Below are 21748 nucleotides of genomic sequence, written 5' to 3' on the forward strand. Positions count from 1 at the left end.
GTTATATTAATTTAAAAATAACTTTTGGGGGAGACGGATTATGAGATACTTAACTGCAGGAGAATCCCACGGTAAACAATTGACGACGATTGTAGAAGGTTTACCAGCTGGGATGCCACTCACAACAGAAAATATAAATGAATCACTACTAAGACGACAAAAAGGCTATGGCCGTGGTAAACGGATGCAAATAGAAAAAGATCTTGTTGATATTTGTGGTGGGGTACGCCACGGTTATACACTTGGTTCACCGATTGCGATGGTCGTAAAAAATGACGACTTTAAACATTGGGAAGATATTATGGGGGAAGATCCGATAGATCTTGATCAAGCGATTAGACGTACCGTGACACGTCCGCGTCCAGGTCATGCCGATTTAAATGGGGCAATTAAATACGGTCACCGTGATATGCGTAATATACTAGAACGCTCATCTGCTCGTGAAACAGGCGCCCGCGTTGCGGCAGGAGCGGTCGCTAAAACCTTGCTGAATCATCTCGGAGTGAAAATTGTCGGTTATGTGCATGAAATTGCCGGTATTACAGCGAAAGATCAACCGAGCTTAACAATCGATGAAAAAATCGAAAAATCAGAAGCATCCGATGTCCGTGTATTAGACCGTGATGTCGAACAACCAATACGTGATGCGATTGACCAGGCGAAAAAAGATGGCGATTCCATTGGGGGTATTTGTGAAGTTATCGTTGAAGGATTACCAGCCGGTATTGGTTCTTATGTACATTACGACCGTAAGCTGGATGCTCGGTTAGCTTTTGCGGTACAATCGATTAATGCCTTTAAAGGTGTGGAATTCGGTATTGGCTTTGAAGCGAGTCGTCGACCTGGCTCAAAGGTGCACGATGAAATCATTTGGTCAGAAGCGACTGGATTTAGTCGACGGACGAATAATTTAGGTGGTTTTGAAGGCGGTATGACCTCAGGAATGCCAATTGTTGTCCGCGGTGTCATGAAACCTATTCCAACGTTATATAAACCACTCCAATCGGTTGATATCGAATCAAAAGAAGTTTTCAACGCCAGTATCGAACGGTCAGATTCTTGTGCGGTTCCAGCGGCAGCTGTTGTGATGGAGCATGTCGTTGCTTTTGAGATCGCTAAAGCTATTTTGGAACAGTTCCCACATGATCAATTCAAGAAATTAAAAACAGCTTTTGATGACTACCGCGAAGAAGTGCGGTGTTTCTAATGGAACAATTATCGATTAAAACGAGTACACACGATTACCCTGTCGTGATTGATCAAGGACTTCGGTTTAAACTGAAGTCCTTCATCAATAAAGACTATCCATCCGTTTATATTATGACCGATTCTAATGTTGCACCGCTTTATTTAGATGACGTATACAATACACTTAAAGATCAATTCCATGTAACCTATTCCATTATCCCGGCCGGAGAAGAATCAAAAAGCAGTCGGGTTTATTTCGATTTAATGACACAGTTGATTGAAGCAGGGGTCGATCGTGATGGTCTCATCATTGCTTTAGGTGGTGGGATGATTGGCGATTTGGCTGGATTTGTGGCCGCGACCTATTTGCGAGGCGTTGATTTCATTCAAATGCCAACGACCATCCTAGCTCATGACTCAAGTGTCGGCGGCAAAGTAGCGATTAATCATCCACTTGGTAAAAATCTCATCGGCGCTTTTTACCCGCCTGTGGCGGTTATTTATGATGTCGAAACACTGCAAACAATTCCGTTTCGAGAAATTCGCTCAGGGTATGCGGAGATCGCTAAACATAGTATGATTCACACCCCACCATTTTGGGATCAAATTAAATCAGTGACATTAGATGAATCTTTATCTGAGACGACACTTATTCGTGATTTAATCCACGGGATTAATGTGAAAGCGAACATTGTTGAAATGGATGAACGTGAGGCGAATATTCGTCAGTTTCTTAACTTTGGTCATACGCTTGGTCATGCGATTGAATCAGAACTTGGTTATGGTAAGATGACCCACGGAGAAGCTGTGGCGATCGGTATGTTATTTGCGATGGAACTGAGTGAACAACATTTTTCTGTGTCGCTACCTGTTGATGCCTTTTATGACTGGATGAAGCGTAATAATTATCCGTTGAATTTACCACGTCTTAGTGTGAATCGATTGATGGAACGAATGAAACGTGATAAAAAAACGAAGAATGCGACGATTAAAATGGTGTTATTAAAAGCGTTAGGTGAACCTATACTCGTTGATATGGAAGACGTTTCCCTACGTCAACAGTTAGAATCCTTTTTAGAGAAGATGGTGATAAGATGATGAGAGGCATTCGCGGAGCAACGACAGTGAGTCAAAATAATTCGACCGAAATTTATGAAAAAACATCGGCTTTACTTGAAGCTTTAATTGAAAAAAATGCTATTGACCGGAAGATGTGGCCCATGTGTTCGTCTCTGTAACAGATGATATTGATCAAGCTTTCCCGGCACGTCCCATTAGAGAAAAAGAAGGTTGGATGTTTGTGCCGGTGATGTGTATGAAAGAAATCAATGTGCCTAACGGCCTGCCACTTTGTATCAGGTTGATGTTATCAGTCAACACGGAGCAACCACAACAAGAAATCATCCATGTCTATCAAGAACAAGCTGTGACATTAAGACCGGACTTAGTAGAAAATGCGGAGGGGAAATAATGAAACATAAACAAATCTTTAATCACATGTCACCCTATAAACCAGGGAAACAAATAGAAGAAGTCAAAAAAGAATTAGGTTTAGATCGGATCGTTAAATTAGCATCCAATGAAAATCCATTCGGTTACTCAAAAAAAGTTGATCAAGTTGTGAAAGACTCAGCGAATCACTTTGAGATTTATCCGGATGGTTATGCGACAGTGTTGCGTGAGGTCATCAGTTCAGATTTACAAGTTGATTTAGACCAACTCGTGTTTGGTTGTGGTTCTGATGAAGTGATTGATATTATTTGTCGTGTTTATTTAGAAAAAGGCACCAATACGATTATGGCAACACCAACGTTCCCACAATATAAGCATAATGCTCTGATTCAAGGAGCTGACATAAAAGAAATCCCACTATTAAACGGTTACCACGATTTACAAGGGATGTTAGATGCGATAGATACCGATACACGCATCATCTGGCTCTGTTCGCCCAACAACCCGACGGGTTGTATCATTAATCAACCATCGCTCGAACGCTTTTTAGAAGCTGTACCAGAAGATGTGCTTGTCGTGATGGATGAAGCGTACTATGAATACATTGACCGCGATGATGCGCCTGATAGTTTAAGCTACTTAAATCAGTACCCTAACTTTATTGTGCTTCGTACGTTTTCTAAAGCCTATGGTCTAGCAGGTTTGCGGGTAGGTTTTGGTGTGTGTGACTTAAGTGTCGCCAACGTTTTAAACATTGCTCGTGGACCATTTAATACGACCAAGCTAGCACAATTTGCGGCAACGGAAGCTTATCGAGATCAAGACTTTATTCAGCATACTGTCGGTGAAACGAATAAAAACAAGCAGACGTTTATAGCCTTTTTAGATGAGATGGAGCTGGATTACTTTGATAGTGAAACGAATTTTGTCTTAGTGAAGTTACCTGTCTCAGGTGATGCGCTCTTTGATTACTTACTCAGTAAAGGGTTCATTATTCGGTCCGGTGAAGCGTTAGGTATGCCAAATAGTGTGCGAATTACGATAGGAGAAAAAGCGGATATGGATACTATGCAAGCACATATTCGTACTTTCTTAGCTGAACATGAAAAGGAAGATATGTAATGGCGCGGGTATTAGTAGCGGGTCTTGGTTTAATTGGTGGGTCGTTGGCGCTAAATTTAACGTCACATACCAATCATACGTTATTAGGTTATGACCATGATCAGAAAACCTTGCAGTATGCGAAAGAAAAGGGTCTCGTGCACGAAACTACACCCTGTTTAAAGAGGCCGTTCAAGCGGCCGATGTGGTCATTTTATCGTGTCCTGTATCCGTCACGTGTCAATTAATTGATGACTTAAATCAGATTCCTTTAACAAAGCCTGTACTAGTGACAGATGTTAGTTCAGTTAAACAGTCCGTGTTAAAACAAGCGGAACAATTAACGAACCCACAGATTCATTTCGTTGGCGGACACCCGATGGCCGGCTCGCATAAACGGGGGGTCGAGGCAGCGAAGGAACATTTATTTGAAAATGCGATTTACGTGCTAACAAAAACAACGAGTGCAACAGCTGACGATATAACGTATCTTGAAGAGCTACTCAGCTCAACAAAAGCAAAGTTTATCGAATTAGACGGGGAAGAACACGATGAAATGACATCGGTTATTTCTCACTTCCCGCATTTGATTGCTTCAAGTTTGGTTCACCAAGCGGAGAAGTGGCAAGAGAAGCATCCGAGTATTCCGACACTCGCAGCAGGCGGGTTTCGAGATATTACCCGTATTGCTTCAAGTAATCCGAAAATGTGGCAAGATATTTTGTTTCAAAATAAAAACGTCATGAAACGGTTATTAAAAGATTGGATTGAAGAAATGAAACAGCTGCATCGCATGTTAGCATCAGATGAATCAGAAGCGATGTATCATTACCTTGATCAAGCTAAAAGATACCGCGATGGACTTGATCGTAAAGGACGCGGAGCTTTAATGTCTTTCTACGATGTCTATGTCGATATTTTTGACCAGCCAGGTGCGTTAAAGACCGTGGTTACTTTATTAGCTGAAGCTGATATCAGTATTAAAAATATTGAAATCCTAGAAGTAAGAGAAGGCATCACCGGTGTCCTAAGGTTAAGTTTTGTTTCAAAAGAGGATCAGTTAACGAGTCATCGCCTACTCATTAAGCATGGCTATGAAACGATGTTAGAAGACTAAAGGAGGGGTAATTTTGAGTGAGATCACATTACAACCAACGACAACACCACTGAAGGGTAAATGTTTTGTGCCTGGAGATAAATCGATTTCCCACCGCGCCGTTTTTTTCGGGGCACTTGCACAAGGTAAGACGGAGATTACGAATTTTTTAACGGGTGATGATTGTTTAACGACGATTAAAGCTTTTGAATCGATGGGTGTACAGATTACCCAACATGATGAGCATGTAGAAATTGATAGTGAAGGTTACAAACACTTTAAGGAACCAACGCAGCCAATTGATTTAGGTAATTCCGGTACAACCGCTCGGTTGTTGTTAGGGGTTTTAAGTGGGTTACCTTTTCATACAACCTTATTTGGTGATCAATCGTTAACGAAGCGACCGATGGACCGAGTGACGATTCCATTGCGTGAAATGGGCGCAAACATTGATGGCCGGGAAGAAGGTAAGTATTTACCACTTGCGGTGCGTGGACAGGCGTTATCGGCGATTACTTTTAAGCCTGAAGTAAAAAGTGCTCAAGTCAAGTCGGGTGTCCTTCTTGCGGGACTGTTAGCAAATGGGACAACGACGGTCGTTGAGTCAACAAAAACGCGCGATCATACAGAGAATATGTTACAAGCATTTGGGGCCGAGGTGACAGTGGATGGCTTAGCTATTCATATTGAAGGTAAACAAACGCTAAAAGGGACAACGATTCAAGTGCCACGCGACATTTCTTCCGCGGCCTTTTTTATTGTGGCTGCTTTAATTGTCAAAGGGAGCAAAATTACAGTAAAAGATGTTGGATTAAATCCGACACGGACAGGCATTCTTGATGCAATTAAGTTAATGGGGGCCACGCTTGATATTAAAGAAACGACAAACATCGGCGGTGAGATTATTGGAGATGTGACGGTGTCCTACCAGACGCCTAAGGGAGCGGTTATCGAAGGGGATATTATCCCGCGAATGATTGATGAAATTCCTATTCTCGCTCTCTTAGCCTCACAGGCCGAAGGTCAAACGGTGATCAAAGATGCAGAAGAACTTCGGTTTAAAGAAACAGACCGGATTGATAGTGTCGTCCATACGTTGCGTCTATTTGGCTGTCACGTTCAGCCGACACCAGACGGCATGATCATTGAAGGTAGCCAAACACTGACGGGTGCGACGGCTGATTCTCATGGTGACCACCGGATTGGCATGATGATTGCGATTGCTTCACTTATTGCGACTGGTGAGACAACTCTGACAGATAAGGAAGCCATTAACGTGTCTTATCCTTCTTTCTTTGACCATTTAACTGCGCTAACAAACGACAAGTAAAATAGAGTCACGCCAAGCTAGTCATCTAACTAGCTTGGCGTTTTTATTGAACTTCGCTCCGATTTTTTGTATGATAGTACTATTCGATTTTTTATCCTATTTAAACAGGAGAAAATAAAGGGGCGTTGACAAGTGGAAGAGATCTATCAAGCGATTCAACTTATTGAACAAAATCAAAACGAAGAAGCCTTACACATTCTTTCAGATTTTTTACCGGAAGCAAATGACGATGAGCAATTCGTCATTAGTGATTTATATATTCAACTCGGATTATTACCAGAAGCGAAGGATATTTTAGAGCGACTTTACACAAAATATCCAGAAGAGACGGAAATTAAACTGGTCTTGAGTGAAATTTATATTGATTTAGAAGATGATGAAGCAGCGTTAACATTGCTTAATCAAATTGATGCGAACGATCCGCATTACTTAGAGAGTTTACTCACACAAGCAGATCTCTATCAAACACAAGGGTTATTTGAAGTGGCTGAACATAAACTCTTAACGGCCAAACAATTGGCACCCAATGAAATTTTGATTGATTTTGCTCGGGCAGAGCTTGCCTTTTCTAATGGGGAGTATCAAAAAGCCATTCCGCCTTATCAAAAAGTTAAACAAGAGAAAGACACAATCGCAGAAGTCGCGATCGATAGCCGATTAGCTGAGTGTTATGCGCAAGTTGGAGAGTTCGAATCAGCTTTAGAACATTATAACCAATTCGATCATGAAGATGAGGAAACGTTATTCAGATACGGTTTTGTCGCTAGTCAAGCGCATCGAAATGATATTGCAATCAAAGCCTGGGAAACGTTGATAGATTTAGAACCAGAATATCCATCGGTCTATCCACAATTAGCTGACATTTATGAAGAAGAAGGATTGATAAAAGAAGCGTATGCCATTGCTAAGCGTGGTCTGGACTTTTTACCGCTGAATAAAGAGTTATTGCTTACAACAGCTGGGTTAGCTCGTCGAAATGGCGAAAAAGAAAACAGTTATCAATATGCTAGAGAATCGGTAGCCGTTGATGTTGGTTATAAAGAAGCGGTGTTATTTTTAATTGAAAATTACCGAGAAGATGGCGATGATGAAGCGATTATTGAACTGATCACGCATATATTAGACCAAGGTGAAGAAGATGGTTATTATCTTTGGGAGCTTGCGAAAGCATATGAAGAAACAGAAAACTTTGACCATGCGCTTGAAGCGTATCAAAAAGCCTATCCGGATTTCAAAGATGATCTTGATTTCTTAAAAGCGTACGGGTTCTTCCTCGTTGAGGAAGGCAAACATGCTGAGGCAAAAATCCTATTTGAACGATATTTATCATTTGATGTGACAGATTATGAAATTGAAAATTATTTGGAACGACTAAGTGATTCATCGTTGTAAGACGATGGAAAAAAACCTTTAATAAAGAAGGTGATAAAGTGACTGTTTCAATGCAGGAGAAAAAAGCGTGTCTTCACTGGTTTTTAAATAGACATCAAGTGAAACAACGCGATTGTATTTATTTGTTGCATTATTTAATGCGTGAAGAACATCTGTTAAACCACGTGCATTTTGTTTATGATGTCCAGTATGCACCGCGTGGTATATTAATATCAGCCGAAGGGGCAAAAAAACCGGCGTTTAAATTTTATAAAAATCATCTTGTCACAACCGAGGTCGATAAAGCGTTTCATGATATGCGGTTAAATAAGGATGAACCACTCTACATTGAACTAAGCTTTCTTGGCGTGAAAAGAAGTTTGGATTATCACCGAGTGTTGGAAGAAAATCCGTATATACCGGATGACTATTATTTGAATGAATCAGATAAACAAACCATCGATGCATTACTTAATCAGACGTTATCTGTCGGTTATGAAGTATGGCTAAGAAAAGAAATTGATCGCTGCTTGGATGAAGGAGATTTGGAACAGTTTCACGTGTTGTCTGAGCAATTAACCCATTATTTAACGGAAGAACAACATACTCTAATGGATTCCCATCCGTTAAATAAAAAGTGAGGAATAAACTGTGGTAACCTATTTTTACACTTTGTTAAAGCAACGTTTGTTTTTAATTGTACTACTGATCATCAACTTTTTCGGGACGATTTATGGCTATATTTGGTACGGTCCGCAACTCGCACAAACACCGGCGCGCTTTTTATTGTTTGTGCCTGACTCCCCGACGGCAAGTTTGTTTTTTACCATTTTTCTGTGGGCGCTGCTACTAAAAAAATCATGGCCACTTGTTGAAGCATTAGCGGTTGTGACCTTGTTTAAATACGGTGTTTGGGCGGTTGTGATGAATGTATTGATGCTTTTGACAACCGGTGATTTATCACCTGCGGGCTACATGTTAATCTTTTCTCATGGTGCTATGGCCGTTCAAGGTCTCTTATACTTACCGTTTTATCAGTTTAAGACAAAACATTTAATCATCGTCTTAATTTGGACATTGCATAATGACTTTATTGATTATGTTTACGGCATGATGCCCTCTTACCGCTCGCTATCAGACTTTACGCCAGCGATTGCTTATTTTACGTTTTGGCTCAGTTTAGTGAGTGTCTTTCTCGTTTATTATTTGATGAAGCACAAAAAAATAAACCACTTGCGTCGAGTCGTTAGGCGCTAAACAAAAGACAACGGTTTTCTTCATTGAAAATGGTTGTCTTTTTTTGTACAATGATGATAGCTTTGTCATTAAATTTGCTGTTTTCTGAAAAATTAGCTAGACTAGAGAGGAGAACGAGATATGTCAGACCGTGATCAACATGTTACATACGATGTCCAAAAGATGCAGACACGAGTGGACCGTTTTATTCGACAATTTGAAGAAGGTTATTTTAGTCCAGAAGTGATGATGTTGCGCTTTACTGAAGAACTTGGCGAATTAGCGAGAGAAGTCAATCATATGTATGGACCTAAGAAGAAAAAAGCATCTGAGGCGGCCAATACAGTGGAAGATGAACTCGGTGATATCTTTTTCGTCCTGTTATCCTTTGCCAATAGTCTTGATATTGATGCAGCAAAAGCGTTTGATCAAGCCATGACTAAAATTGAAACACGCGATAAAAACCGATTTACAAAAAAGAAGGAGTGATTCATGTGGCAAAAATTAACGTTGTCGTCGCTGGAGCGAGCGGTAAAATGGGCAGTGAAGCCTTAAGAATGATAAAAAAACATCAAGATCTTTGCCTTGTTGGGTGTGTAGATTTACACCATAAAGGTATGAAAGTAAAAGAAATTGAAGGGTTACCAGACTTTGATGCGATCTTTTATGATGATATCAATCAATGTTTAGATGAAGTTGAAGCAGATGTACTGATTGATTTAACGTCGCCAAAGGTAGGGTTTAAACACGCAAAAGCTGCGCTATTACATGACGTGAGACCGGTTGTTGGTACGACAGGGTTTACAGCAGAAGAACTTGAGGAACTGACCCAACTAAGTAAAGAACGAGAAGTCGGTGCTGTCATTGCGCCTAACTTTGCGATGGGTGCGGTGTTAATGATGCAGTTTGCTAAACAAGCAGCAAAGTACTTTCCAGATGTTGAAATCATTGAAAAGCACCATGATCAAAAACTTGATGCCCCGTCTGGGACGGCCGTAAAAACAGCCGAGCTTATTCAGGATACGCGGAAACAAAAGTCACAAGGCCACCCAGATGAACATGAGACCATTGATGGTGCGCGTGGGGCGGATTTTGATGGCATGCGGATTCATAGTGTGAGACTACCAGGACTAGTCGCTCATCAAGAAGTTATTTTCGGTGGACCAGGTGAGAACTTCACGCTTAAACACGACTCATTCCACCGCGAATCATTTATGTCTGGGATTAAATTTGCGATTGATCGCGTTGTTAAGTTAGATTATTTAGTATACGGGCTTGAACATTTAATGATGGACTAATGTTAGGGGGATAAGACAGATGAAAATTGCATTGATTGCACACGATGAAAAGAAAGATGACATGATTAATTTTGCGATCTCTTATAAACATATCCTTAAGGAGCATGCTTTATTTGCGACAGGAACAACAGGACAGCGAATTGCTGAAGCTACTGGCTTAGATGTGCACCGGTTTAATTCAGGGCCACTTGGTGGTGACCAACAAATCGGAGCGAAAATTTCAGAGAATGAAATGGATTTAGTAATATTCTTTAAAGATCCATTAACGGCTCAACCACATGAGCCAGATATTAGCGCCTTAATGCGATTATGTGATGTTTATCAAATTCCTCTCGTCACTAATCTTGCGGGTGCTGAAGTGATGATTCGTGCGCTAGAAGCAGGGTTTTTTCATTGGCGCGATGTCATTGATGCGTAAGGCAGGTAACTAAAACGATCATCATGTAAGTCATTATTAATATATTTAAAACACTCATCTTAACAGATGGGTGTTTTTAATGTTAACAAGGATATTTATGCTGTTAACATTCAAAAATTCGAAAGGTTATGTTAAAATCATGGTAACGACTGAAAGAGAAGGGGTTAACAAATGGATGTTTTCAAACCAGCCGAGCCGATTTTAACACGCTTAATTGAAGCAGGTTATGAGGCTTATATCGTTGGAGGTTCTGTGCGCGATTACTTATTAGGACGACCGATTAATGATATTGATATTGCGACAAGTGCACGACCTGAAGATGTCTCAGCGCTCTTTAGTCAGGTTATACCAGTAGGTATTGAACATGGTACCGTGATCGTTCGTCATGATCACACATCATTTGAAGTCACAACGCTACGTGAAGAAACGACGTATAGTGATCGACGTCATCCTGATAAGGTTAACTTTGTCACGGATGTCACAAAAGATCTAGCTCGTCGTGACTTTACTATGAATGCGATTGCTCTTACGCAAATGGATGCGCTTATTGATCCCTTTGGTGGGCAAGTGGATATTAATCATAAACGGATTCGGGCAGTTGGTAATCCTGCTGCACGCTTTAATGAAGATCCCTTAAGAATGTTGCGAGCGATTCGCTTTAGTAGCCAACTTGGCTTTGCGATTGAACAGAAAACTAAAACAGCGCTCACAGAGTCGCTTGCCTTGATTGATCATGTCTCTATTGAACGGATTCACGTCGAATTGGATAAGTTTTTTCAAGGAGTATATTTACATGAGGCGCTGATGCTTGAGGAAACAGAACAGTTACTCTTGCGTTTACCCTTTTTCAAAGAGTTTACAACAGTGATGGATGATTTAAAGCGTGTGAAAAGAGCCTTTCACAGTCTCATAGATGCGCTGGTCTATATCGGTTTTCGTCATCAAAATACCGCGTTAAAGTCTGTTTATGAGGCTTACCGGTTATCCAATGTTCAAAAGCGGGAGGCTAACATGCTTTATACATCGCTTACGTGTTATCAAAGTCAGCAACCCTTACCGTTGATCGCCTATCATTTAACTCCTCAGCTGTATCATCGCTTTACCGATTTAGCTGATCGTCTCTTCGATGAGACGCTATCATTAGAGGACTTAACAAAAATACATCAACAGTTACCCATTCATTCAAAACAAGACATAGCCCTCTCAGGCAATGATGTGATGCAATTATTTCCTGAGCGTAAACGCGGCAGATGGATTGGTCATATACTTGACCAACTTGAAGAGAAGATTATTACCGGTGAACTACCAAATCAACGAGAACAACTAAAGGAGTGGGTCATATGGTCCTATCCAATCGAGAAAAAATCATTCAATTATTAGCACAAAATATGCATACGTATGTGTCAGGACAATGGTTATCTGACCAACTCGGTATTTCAAGGACAGCGGTCTGGAAGCAGATGAAACATTTAGAGGAAGATGGTTATCATTTTAAAGCTGTTCCAAATAAAGCTACCGATTAATTGATATGCCGGATAAGGTAAGTGAAAACACGTTATTTTGGGGGCTAGATACCGATGTGCTCGGTCAGATGTTAGAATACCACGACCAATTAACATCGACACAAGATTTAGCGCACACCCGGCTAGAGAAAATAAGCCGGATGGCTATCTAGTTGTCGCTGATTCACAAACGAAGGGACGAGGAAGGCTACACCGGCGTTCAGTTCGGAAAATAAAAACGGGGCATGGTTTAGTTTTATTTTAAGGCCAGAGCTATCGCCCGTTGAAGCCCAAAAAATCACCTTACTAACAGCGGTGAGCTTGGTGCGCACGATTAAACAAAAAACAACACTTGAACCCAAAATTAAATGGCCGAATGATATCTTAATAAATGGTAAAAAACTTGCCGGTATTTTAACGGAGATGCAAGCAGAACAAGACCAAATTCATTATATGGTGATTGGTGTAGGTGTAAATATTAATCAACGGCTGGATGAGTTTCCAGAAGACCTCCGTGATACGGTGACATCACTCATGATTGAAACGGATGAACGCTTTAAGCGGCGTTATTTTATTCAAGACTTCTTAAAACATTTTGAAACCTTATACCGCACCCTATTAACGGACGGGTTTGATTCGATTAAAGATGAATGGGAACAGCACGCTTTCAGGCGAGGTGAGACATTAACTTACCGATTGGGTGACAAAGAAAAAAGTGGCGTCTTTGTTGGCATTCATGAGACCGGGGCGTTGCTTATTAAAAATGGAGATCAAACCGATCGATTGTATTCAGCAGACATTCACTGGTTTGAAGGAGGTCACACATGAAAACGATTCTTGATTTTTATCAGATGAAACAAAACCGAGAGAAGGCTGTGATGATTACCGCTTATGATTATCCGTCAGCAAAAATGGTTGAACAATCAGGCGCAGACTTAATTTTAGTGGGGGATTCATTAGGCATGGTGATGCTAGGGTATGACTCAACAACCGATGTTACGCTTAGTGATATGGTTCATCATGCGAAAGCGGTTAGACGCGGGGCAAAAGAGACCTTTATTGTCGTGGATATGCCCTTTATGAGTTACCATATTTCAGTTGAAGACGGATTAATGAATGCCAAAAAACTGTTTCAAGCATCACAAGCACAAGCGTTAAAATTAGAAGGTGCAAGTGAGATGGTGTTAACGTTAACGAAACGTTTAACTGAAGCAGGGATTCCGGTCGTGAGTCATCTCGGACTGACCCCGCAATCAGTCCATGTGATGGGCGGCTTTAAAGTTCAAGGAAAAGACAAGCAATCAGCCGAAAAGTTGATAGAAGACGCAAAAAAGGTCGAACAACACGGCGCTGTCATGTGTGTATTAGAAGGTATTCCAGCCCCGCTAGCTGATAAAATTACGTCAGCGTTAACAATTCCGACGATCGGTATTGGCGCAAGTTTAAGCTGTGATGGTCAAGTTCTTGTTTATCATGACTTGTTGCAGTATGGGACGAGTCGCTTAGCGAGATTTGTGAAACCTTACGCAGATTTAAATCTGACCATTAATCAAGCGCTTAGTACCTTTGTGAGAGAGGTTAAACAGACACAGTTTCCTGAGGAAAAACATACCTATCAGTTAAATGAAGGTGTGTCGTTAGAGGAGGAATGAGTCCGATGGAAATGATCTACACGATTGATGACTTGAAGCGCTATGTGAAAGGAAAACAAGACGCTAATCAGACGATTGGCTTTGTGCCAACGATGGGGTATTTACATGAGGGGCATACGACATTAATTGACTATGCGAGAGAAGAAAATGACGTGGTTGTGGTTAGCGTGTTTGTTAATCCCCTCCAGTTTAATGACCCACATGATTTAGAGGCGTACCCTCGGAGTGAGGCCCATGACACAAACATCTGCGCCGCACAGGATGTCGATGTTTTATTTATGCCACATGCACGTGAGATGTACCATTGGAAATAGGGGTGACGATGACTTTAACGAAACGCATGGGGGTCCTCTGTGACCGCACGAGACCCGGACACTTCGGTGGTGTACTGACGGTGTTAACTAAATTATTTCATCTCGTTGAGCCAACCCGTGTCTATTTCGGTTTAAAAGATGCCCAACAAGTGGCTGTCGTTGATTTATTAATTCAAGACTTTAATTTTAATATCATCTTACGACAGATCCCAACCGTCAGGGAACCTGATGGATTAGCGAAAAGTAGCCGTAATGTTCATCTCAGTGCTGACGAACGTCTTGAAGCCCCGCTGATTTATCAAGCGCTTAGTGAGGCAAGGACAATGATCACTAACGGTGAACGGAATCAACAGATCATTCTGTCACATGTTCAGGCTGTTATCAATCAAAGTCGTCACGCTGAGATTGATTATATTGAACTGTTGAGTTATCCTCAATTAGAAGCCTTAACATCATTAAAAGGACAGGTGATTCTCGCCTGTGCGGTTAAGTTTGAAAAAGCGAGATTAATTGATAACGTCATTATTGACATGAAGCTTGATGCTTAAAAACAATCAAGCTAACAATCAATGAATGCATGACACAAAAAAAACATGACATCCACATCAAAGAAGGGATCGATCATTATGTTTCGTACGCTAATGAAAGGTAAGTTACACCGCGCCCGTGTCACGGAAGCTAACTTAAATTATGTGGGTAGCATCACGATTGATCAAGCGCTTATGGAAGCGATTGATTTGCTACCCCATGAGAAAGTCCAAATAGTCAACAATAATAATGGTGCACGCCTTGAAACGTATGTCATTCCTGGTAAGAGACACAGTGGTGTCATTTGTTTAAACGGGGCTGCAAGTCGATTGGTTCAACCAGGGGATATTGTGATTATCGTTAGTTATGCGCTCGTATCAGAAGAAGACTTAACGACATTTACACCTAAAGTTGCCATTTTAAATGAAGACAATACGATTAAAGAGATGATTGACCAAGAAGCCCCACGCACCATTATTGAGTAAACATGAGTGTCACGTGAAAACTATGATTGAAGGTGAGCGAGATGACGACATTTGCGGTTGTCGATTTAGAAACAACAGGAAACCAAAAACAAGATCGAATCATTGAAATCGGGATTGTCATCTATCGCGATCAACAGATTGTCAAAACGTATCAAACCCTTATTAATCCGCATAGACATATTTCTCGGTTTATCGAACATTTAACGGGTATTAATAATGCGATGGTGATGGATCAACCGACATTCGAAGAAGTAGCGAATGATATTCATCATTTATTTGATGAAGCTTATTTTGTTGCGCATAATGTGCCGTTTGACTTAGGTTTTTTAAATCAAGAATTTGCCCGTGTTGGTCTTGAAAAACTTAACGTCAAAACATTGGATACGGTCGAACTAAGTCGCATGATGTTGCCAAAAGCTCCAGGATTTAAGTTGAATCAACTGGCTCAATTTTTAGCACTGACCCATGATGATCCCCATCGAGCCCTATCAGATGCCTATGTGACAACCGAATTATTAAAGGTGTTATTAAGTGAGTTAACGCAATTACCAAAGACGACCTTAAAGAAATTGTTGCCGTTAGCTGAGAAGTTGAAAAGTGATGTGATTCCAATCATTCATGACAGCCTTAATAAACCGCAAGCGGATCTAATTAAAGAGACAGAGGATCCATATGATTATCATTATGGTTTAGCGATTAAACGTGTCACTGACATCAAACCGAATCGATCTGAACCGATAACGCAATCGTTTGGTGACTGGCTAGATACATTTGAGACGGCGTTTAATGTACCACTTCGTCTCGGTCAACGCGAAATGAGTGAAGCGATTTATCATGCCTTTGTGACGCAATCATCGGCGTTGATAGAAGCGGGAACAGGAATAGGTAAAACGATGAGTTATCTCCTTGCGGCTATCTACTTTGCTAAAACATCAAAGGAGAAAGTGTTTATAAGTACCTATTTAAAGCAGCTTCAAAAACAGGTGCTACATGAAGAAGTACCCAAAATATTGGCTCATCTCTCTGAAACGTGTCAGATTGAAGTGTTAAAAGGGAAAAATCAATATGTAAGTTTAAAACGTTTTAGTGAGTGGATTGTGAAAACGGATAATGACCACTATGACTTTACTTTAACAAAAGCGATTGTCCTTATTTGGTTAACGAAAACAGAAACGGGTGATGTTGATGAAATTCAATTACCTCGGAGTGGGTATCAATTGTTTCATCAATTTTCTCACCGCTTTGATACAGATGAAATACAAGCCTTTAGTTATTATGAACATAAACTAGCCCAAATCGAAGTAGCAGATATCGTTATCGTTAACCATGCGCTTATGCATCAATTGATTCTGCAAGATAACATGCCTCTCAATCGACTGATTATTGATGAGGCGCATCACTTACCAGAAGTGATTGAGCAAGAAGAAGGTTAATGTTTCACTCTCAAGCGATTCATGCCTTTTTAAATCAAGTGGTGCATCGTTTAAAGACATTTGATGTGTTAGATAGCAAGATGAAAGCCGCTATTGAAGATATAAAATATGATTATCAATGTTTCATTGATTACGCCCGTCAGTTTATGACCCATCACATGACAGCGGAACGATCAAAGAAGATGGTTACGATTGACCCGTCAGCTGCTGCGTTTGCAACGATGAAGGTAATGTATGAACGGTTTAAATTGTTGCTTGACGACCTACTTAAAGACGTTTATCGTACCCCACATCCGTTGATTCGGGAAGAGCTCACACCGATTGTTTCAGCCTTTTTGGCACCGTACAACCAATTTTTTATCGAGGATTCCACAGATGCTGTGTATTGGTTAGAAATGGATTTGACTCATCAGCAACAGCCGATCAGGTTTTATAAAAAACCAGTCGATATTAGTGAGACTGTGAATCGCTATTACTTTACTAAAGAGCGATCAGTCATTTTAACGAGTGCGACATTAACGGTGAATCATCGCTTTGATTATTTACAAGACCAATTAGGGATTGAAAAACCAATCAATACGTATCGCTTTCCAGCACTATATCCGACTGAGGACAACGTTCAAGTCCTTGTCCCAAATGATTTTCCGCGTCTTGATAATCGTGAAACGACCGCTTATATTGAGGCGTTAAGTGAACTTGTTTTTTCTTTAGCCGATCTAACTAAAGGACGTATGTTGATTTTATTTAATTCTTATCACATGTTAAAAGAGACGTATGCGTTATTAGAAGAACTGTTTCAAGATGATTACGTCTTAATTGCTCAAGGAATCTCAAGCGGGAGTCATGAAAAATTAAAGAAACATTTCCAACAAACAGACCAAGCTATATTGCTCGGAACCCATGCCTTTTGGGAAGGGTTAGATATCCCGGGTGATGATTTGAAATGCGTTGTCATTGCTCGATTACCGTTTCAATCACCGAGCCAGCCAGTCATTGAAGCAAAATTGAAGCGAATAGAAAGCAACGGTCAATCAGGTTTTTATTGCTATTCATTACCTGATGCGGTTATTCGCTTTAAACAAGGTTTTGGAAGATTAATTCGTCATGAAACAGATATAGGTATCGTTGTCGTGACAGATGATCGCCTGGTAACGAAAAGTTATGGTCGAACATTTATTGAATCGCTACCGTCAGTACCTGTCTTTCATCGACGTACGACAGAATTGTTAGACATGGCTCAAACATTCTTGAGTGACAAGTAAAGAGGTAAAAAACATGGAGAAATCTTAAAAAAGCCTCGATAAGCATTATGTTTCCTTAGAAAACCTGCTATAATATAACAAGGTTTATCATTACTTGTCATAAACACAAAATAACTAAAGGTTGGGATACAATGCGTAATGAAAAAATAGAAACATTATCAACGGTTAAGTTACAGAACAACCCAGAACTCTATAAAATAGTTGATAGTTTGAACCGGACATTAAAGGATGATGATTTGATGTTTGGTTTAGCACTAGATGAGGATGACGATGAGACAGCAATCTTCACAATTTATCGAACTTAATTACTTTAAAATTGTTGTCAGTATTTTATTACTTATAGGTTTATTCAGCGTTGGTTATAGCATTCATCTGTACGGTGTCATTCGCGATCATGAAGACCAAGGGTTTGAACAATCGATCGCACGTGTAAAAGAAGCTTATGACCCATCAACGATTGAAGAGGTGACTCGTTATCACGGGGAAGTCTTTTATCATGTGATTCACACACGTGATGAAGAAAGTGTCACCTATTACTTTGTGAATCAAACAGATGAAACGGCCGCGATTACCACTTACACAGTGGCATCTAATGACCCACTTCAGCCAATGATAGCAACATTTAAGTCTGAAAGACCGACCAACAAAGTGATTCGTGTGAACGTAGGTTTAAGACAGCAAGTACCGATTGTTGAAATCGTTTCAACCACAACATCTGGTACAGTTCGTTATGATTATTACCGATTAACCGATGGTACATATGAAAGTGGCTTAACCTTAAATAATGTGAACTAAGGAAAGGTGATTATATGCAATTAGCAAAACGTGTACAAACACTGACGCCCTCCACAACTTTAGCAATTACCGCAAAAGCGAAGGCACTAAAAGACAGTGGACATGATGTGATTGGTTTAGGCGCAGGTGAACCTGACTTTAATACGCCCGAATATATTATCGAAGCCGCAGAGCGTGCCATGCGCAGTGGTTTAACGCGTTACACGCCATCGGGTGGTATTTTGCCACTTAGAGAAGCGATTGCACGTAAAATGTTAAAAGATCAAGCATTGATTATGACGCCGATCAAGTCGTTGTGACAACTGGTGCCAAACATGCGTTGTATACCTTATTTCAAGTGTTGTTAAATCCTGGTGACGAAGTCATCGTACCTGCTCCTTATTGGGTCAGTTATCCGGAACAAATTAAGCTTGCTGAAGGTGAACCTGTGTTTGTTTTAGGTAAAGAGGCGAATCAGTTTAAATTAACGCCCGAACAATTAGAACAAGCCATCACCGAAAAAACACGAGCGGTTATTATTAATTCCCCGAGTAACCCAACAGGAATGATGTATACAAGAGACGAATTAATGGCCCTAGGCAAAGTCTGTATCAAACATAATATTATCATTGTATCAGATGAAATATATGAGAAGTTGATCTATACAGACCAGCCACATGTTTCCATTGCCTCATTATCAGAACAACTAAAAAAACAAACCGTGATCATCAATGGTGTGTCAAAATCACATGCGATGACGGGGTGGCGAATTGGTTATGCGGTCGGGCGGAAAACAATCATTAAGGCGATGACAAATCTGTGTAGTCATTCAACATCTAATCCGACAACAATTAGTCAATATGCTGCGTTAGCTGCCTATACTCATGAAGAAGAAGAGATTACTCAAATGGTTGCCTCATTTAACGAAAGATTAGCGTACACATACGATTTATTAACACGTGTGCCTGGTATGACTTGTGTTAAACCGCACGGAGCGTTTTATTTGTTCCCGAATGTAGAAAAAGCGATTGACATGTGTGGTTTTAGTGATGTCGAAGAATTTTCAACAGCTCTGCTAGAAGAAGAACAAGTGGCTGTGATTCCGGGTACTGGTTTTGGCGCACCGAAAAATATCCGAATATCGTACGTGATTAAGAAAAGTCAATTAGAAGATGCGATGATCCGCATGACCCGCTTTATTGAGCGGCATGCAAAAATATAAGAGAGAGATTTTGGAGGGAAGTTTGTTGAAAACAACCATTAGTAAAGTAAATGAACATTTAAATGAAGAAGTAAAAATGGGCGCTTGGCTTAGTAACAAGCGTTCAAGTGGTAAGATTGCTTTCTTACAATTACGCGATGGCACAGGGTTTATTCAGGGTGTTGTCGTTAAAGCAGCGGTATCAGAAGAAGTCTTTAACTTAGCGAAATCTTTGACACAAGAATCATCGGTTTATGTGACAGGAACAATTGTAGAAGATACGCGCTCGCCTTTTGGTTATGAAATGCAAGTCACTGACCTTGAACTCATTCATGAATCCGTTGATTTCCCTATCACGCCAAAAGAACACGGGACCGAGTTTTTAATGGACCACCGTCACCTTTGGTTACGTTCAAAACGACAACATGCGGTGATGAAGATTCGCAATGAAATTATTCGCGCGACTTACGAATTCTATAATAAAGAAGGTTTCATTAAGATTGATCCACCTATCTTAACAGGTTCTGCAGCGGAAGGGACAACGGAACTCTTCCATACCCAATACTTTGATGAAGAAGCCTACCTATCTCAAAGTGGTCAACTTTATATGGAAGCAGCCGCAATGGCCTTTGGGAAAGTTTTTTCATTCGGACCAACGTTCCGTGCAGAAAAATCAAAAACACGTCGTCACTTGATTGAATTCTGGATGATTGAACCTGAAATGGCCTTTATGGAACATGAAGAAAGTTTACAAGTACAAGAACAATACGTGAGTTACTTAGCGCAATCTGTTGTTGAAAACTGTGCGCTGGAGCTTGATATTTTAGAGCGCGATGTTGACAAATTAAAACAAATACAAGCGCCATTCCCACGTATTACGTATGATGAAGCCGTTGAATTATTAAAAGATAAAGGCTTTGATGATATTGAGTGGGGAGAAGACTTTGGCTCACCTCATGAAACAGCGATTGCCGAAAGTTTTGATAAACCTGTCTTTATTACGCATTATCCAAAAGATATTAAAGCTTTCTATATGAAGCCAGACCCAACCAACGAAGCGGTTGTGCTTTGTGCCGATTTAATCGCACCGGAAGGCTATGGTGAAATTATCGGAGGCTCACAACGGATTGATGATTTAGACTTAATGAAACAACGTTATGAGGAACATAACTTATCAGGTGATGCTTACCAGTGGTATTTAGAATTGCGTCAATACGGTTCAGTGCCACACGCTGGTTTTGGTTTAGGATTAGAGCGAACCGTTGCTTGGTTTAGTGGGGTTGAGCACGTACGTGAGACGATTCCATTCCCACGTTTATTAAACCGTCTGTATCCATAAGCTTATATGTGACCATAAATAAAAACCCTCGGATCTTGTCCGGGGGTTTTCACCATCATGTGAATGGGGGAAGAATGTTGAAACAACACTATGAACGATTTATGCGCGATCAACTCACGTTCTCGAAAAAACTCTTAACCGATTACCGTCAGATTGGTATGGATGAAACGGAAGTGATGGTTGTGCTGCAGCTGATCCGTTTCCAGGCTGAGAATACGATGTTTCCGACACCGTCTGAAATGGCTGAGGTGACAAATTACGATGATCAAGTCGTCAGTCGCAGTTTGCGCCAGCTCATGCAAAAGCATCTTATGACAATTGAAGAAACTGAAAATGGTGCTGGTATTGTTGATGAATACTACTCATTAGAGCCACTGTGGCAGACACTATACACAAAAGATGATAAGAAAAGTACGCAGCCAACGGATCAAAGTGTCGAAGTGTTTAAGCAGTTTGAGCGTGAGTTCGGTCGTGTGTTATCGCCAATTGAAATTGAAACCATTAATATTTGGTTAGATGAAGACCAGTATGATGTCCGTCTCATTCAACAAGCGTTAAGAGAGGCTGTCTTGTTAAGTAAACTTAACTTTAAGTATGTTGATCGTATTTTACAAGAGTGGCAGAAAAAAGGGATTAAAACGGTAGAGGCTGCTAAAAAAGCCGGCAAGAAATTTCACCAACAGTCGAATCAGCGCACAGAAAAGGCAAGAAAACGCACCGATCCATCTGTTTACTATAATTGGCTAGATGAATCAGACGATTAATGGA

At 40.6% G+C, this 21748-nt stretch carries 23 protein-coding genes and 4 pseudogenes; all 27 read left to right on the top strand.

Annotated elements, in window-relative coordinates; translation table 11 throughout:
• Positions 1 to 40 precede the first annotated feature (40 nt).
• The 27 genes and pseudogenes from aroC (at position 41) to JCM19043_RS01480 (ending at position 21744) form a co-directional block, all read left to right on the top strand.
• Entirely contained in the window at positions 41 to 1207 is a 1167-nt protein-coding gene (gene aroC, locus JCM19043_RS01365; RefSeq protein WP_062319311.1) for a chorismate synthase, read from the top strand.
• Positions 1207 to 2286: a 3-dehydroquinate synthase gene (gene aroB / locus JCM19043_RS01370; protein WP_062319313.1), complete on the top strand. Its 1080-nt coding sequence runs from the start codon at positions 1207 to 1209 to the stop codon at positions 2284 to 2286. The genes aroC and aroB overlap by 1 nt, the downstream gene beginning before the upstream one ends.
• A pseudogene (aroH, locus tag JCM19043_RS01375) lies at positions 2286 to 2659 on the top strand (chorismate mutase). Before aroB ends, aroH begins: the two are co-directional and overlap by 1 nt.
• Complete coding sequence (gene hisC / locus JCM19043_RS01380) at positions 2659 to 3762, top strand: histidinol-phosphate transaminase (protein WP_062319315.1); 1104 nt, start codon at positions 2659 to 2661, stop codon at positions 3760 to 3762. The pseudogene aroH and the gene hisC overlap by 1 nt, the downstream one beginning before the upstream one ends.
• Positions 3762 to 3989: a hypothetical protein gene (locus JCM19043_RS18475; protein ID WP_369813707.1), complete on the top strand. Its 228-nt coding sequence runs from the start codon at positions 3762 to 3764 to the stop codon at positions 3987 to 3989. Before hisC ends, JCM19043_RS18475 begins: the two co-directional genes overlap by 1 nt.
• Positions 3947 to 4858: a prephenate dehydrogenase gene (locus JCM19043_RS01385; RefSeq protein WP_369813708.1), complete on the top strand. Its 912-nt coding sequence runs from the start codon at positions 3947 to 3949 to the stop codon at positions 4856 to 4858. Before JCM19043_RS18475 ends, JCM19043_RS01385 begins: the two co-directional genes overlap by 43 nt.
• 13 nt (positions 4859 to 4871) lie before the next feature.
• A complete protein-coding gene (aroA, locus tag JCM19043_RS01390; RefSeq protein ID WP_062319316.1) occupies positions 4872 to 6167 on the top strand; it encodes a 3-phosphoshikimate 1-carboxyvinyltransferase in 1296 nt (431 codons plus the stop codon).
• A gap of 132 nt (positions 6168 to 6299) precedes the next feature.
• Positions 6300 to 7559, top strand: coding sequence for a lipopolysaccharide assembly protein LapB (locus JCM19043_RS01395; RefSeq protein ID WP_062319318.1), 1260 nt, complete (start codon positions 6300 to 6302; stop codon positions 7557 to 7559).
• Positions 7560 to 7609: 50 nt separating this feature from the next.
• Positions 7610 to 8179 carry a ReoY family proteolytic degradation factor gene (locus JCM19043_RS01400; RefSeq protein ID WP_143103157.1) on the top strand — a complete coding sequence of 190 codons (570 nt, stop codon included), beginning with the start codon at positions 7610 to 7612 and terminating at the stop codon, positions 8177 to 8179.
• A gap of 10 nt (positions 8180 to 8189) precedes the next feature.
• On the top strand, positions 8190 to 8795 hold the full coding sequence (locus JCM19043_RS01405) for a DUF1405 domain-containing protein (RefSeq protein ID WP_062319322.1): 606 nt from the start codon (positions 8190 to 8192) through the stop codon (positions 8793 to 8795).
• Between the two features lie 120 nt (positions 8796 to 8915).
• Positions 8916 to 9263 carry a nucleotide pyrophosphohydrolase gene (locus tag JCM19043_RS01410; protein ID WP_062319326.1) on the top strand — a complete coding sequence of 116 codons (348 nt, stop codon included), beginning with the start codon at positions 8916 to 8918 and terminating at the stop codon, positions 9261 to 9263.
• Between the two features lie 5 nt (positions 9264 to 9268).
• The gene (gene dapB, locus JCM19043_RS01415) at positions 9269 to 10072 is read left to right on the top strand and encodes a 4-hydroxy-tetrahydrodipicolinate reductase (protein ID WP_062319328.1); all 804 of its coding nucleotides are present in this window, start codon (positions 9269 to 9271) and stop codon (positions 10070 to 10072) included.
• Positions 10073 to 10091: 19 nt separating this feature from the next.
• A complete protein-coding gene (gene mgsA / locus JCM19043_RS01420) occupies positions 10092 to 10490 on the top strand; it encodes a methylglyoxal synthase (RefSeq protein ID WP_062319330.1) in 399 nt (132 codons plus the stop codon).
• Between the two features lie 171 nt (positions 10491 to 10661).
• Positions 10662 to 11870, top strand: a complete 1209-nt coding sequence (locus tag JCM19043_RS01425; RefSeq protein ID WP_062319332.1) for a CCA tRNA nucleotidyltransferase — start codon at positions 10662 to 10664, stop codon at positions 11868 to 11870.
• Positions 11831 to 12013: an HTH domain-containing protein gene (locus JCM19043_RS17100; protein ID WP_062319335.1), complete on the top strand. Its 183-nt coding sequence runs from the start codon at positions 11831 to 11833 to the stop codon at positions 12011 to 12013. The genes JCM19043_RS01425 and JCM19043_RS17100 overlap by 40 nt, the downstream gene beginning before the upstream one ends.
• Before the next feature lie 5 nt (positions 12014 to 12018).
• Positions 12019 to 12165: a hypothetical protein gene (locus tag JCM19043_RS17105; RefSeq protein ID WP_231631339.1), complete on the top strand. Its 147-nt coding sequence runs from the start codon at positions 12019 to 12021 to the stop codon at positions 12163 to 12165.
• 55 nt (positions 12166 to 12220) lie between these two features.
• Positions 12221 to 12820: pseudogene (locus JCM19043_RS17110) on the top strand (biotin--[acetyl-CoA-carboxylase] ligase); the annotation flags it as partial.
• Positions 12817 to 13644: a 3-methyl-2-oxobutanoate hydroxymethyltransferase gene (gene panB / locus JCM19043_RS01440; protein ID WP_062319339.1), complete on the top strand. Its 828-nt coding sequence runs from the start codon at positions 12817 to 12819 to the stop codon at positions 13642 to 13644. The pseudogene JCM19043_RS17110 and the gene panB, both read left to right, overlap by 4 nt.
• A gap of 5 nt (positions 13645 to 13649) precedes the next feature.
• Positions 13650 to 14506, top strand: a pseudogene (panC, locus tag JCM19043_RS01445) (pantoate--beta-alanine ligase).
• A gap of 78 nt (positions 14507 to 14584) precedes the next feature.
• Complete coding sequence (gene panD, locus JCM19043_RS01450) at positions 14585 to 14971, top strand: aspartate 1-decarboxylase (RefSeq protein WP_062319341.1); 387 nt, start codon at positions 14585 to 14587, stop codon at positions 14969 to 14971.
• 41 nt (positions 14972 to 15012) lie between these two features.
• Positions 15013 to 16404: an exonuclease domain-containing protein gene (locus JCM19043_RS01455; RefSeq protein WP_062319343.1), complete on the top strand. Its 1392-nt coding sequence runs from the start codon at positions 15013 to 15015 to the stop codon at positions 16402 to 16404.
• Positions 16404 to 17666, top strand: a complete 1263-nt coding sequence (locus JCM19043_RS01460; RefSeq protein ID WP_062319345.1) for a helicase C-terminal domain-containing protein — start codon at positions 16404 to 16406, stop codon at positions 17664 to 17666. The genes JCM19043_RS01455 and JCM19043_RS01460 overlap by 1 nt, the downstream gene beginning before the upstream one ends.
• A gap of 131 nt (positions 17667 to 17797) precedes the next feature.
• Entirely contained in the window at positions 17798 to 17971 is a 174-nt protein-coding gene (locus JCM19043_RS15885) for a YpmA family protein (RefSeq protein WP_082394364.1), read from the top strand.
• Positions 17937 to 18461 (top strand): hypothetical protein, encoded by a 525-nt coding sequence (locus tag JCM19043_RS01465; RefSeq protein ID WP_062319347.1) that lies wholly within the window; start codon positions 17937 to 17939, stop codon positions 18459 to 18461. Before JCM19043_RS15885 ends, JCM19043_RS01465 begins: the two co-directional genes overlap by 35 nt.
• Positions 18462 to 18475: 14 nt before the next feature.
• A pseudogene (locus JCM19043_RS01470) lies at positions 18476 to 19662 on the top strand (pyridoxal phosphate-dependent aminotransferase).
• 25 nt (positions 19663 to 19687) lie between these two features.
• Complete coding sequence (gene asnS / locus JCM19043_RS01475) at positions 19688 to 20980, top strand: asparagine--tRNA ligase (RefSeq protein ID WP_062319350.1); 1293 nt, start codon at positions 19688 to 19690, stop codon at positions 20978 to 20980.
• Positions 20981 to 21057: 77 nt separating this feature from the next.
• Positions 21058 to 21744: a DnaD domain-containing protein gene (locus JCM19043_RS01480; protein WP_062319352.1), complete on the top strand. Its 687-nt coding sequence runs from the start codon at positions 21058 to 21060 to the stop codon at positions 21742 to 21744.
• Positions 21745 to 21748 lie beyond the last annotated feature (4 nt).

Origin of the sequence: Halolactibacillus sp. JCM 19043, from assembly GCF_001310395.1 — a bacterium.
Classification (GTDB): Bacteria; Bacillota; Bacilli; order Bacillales; family Amphibacillaceae; genus Halolactibacillus; species Halolactibacillus miurensis.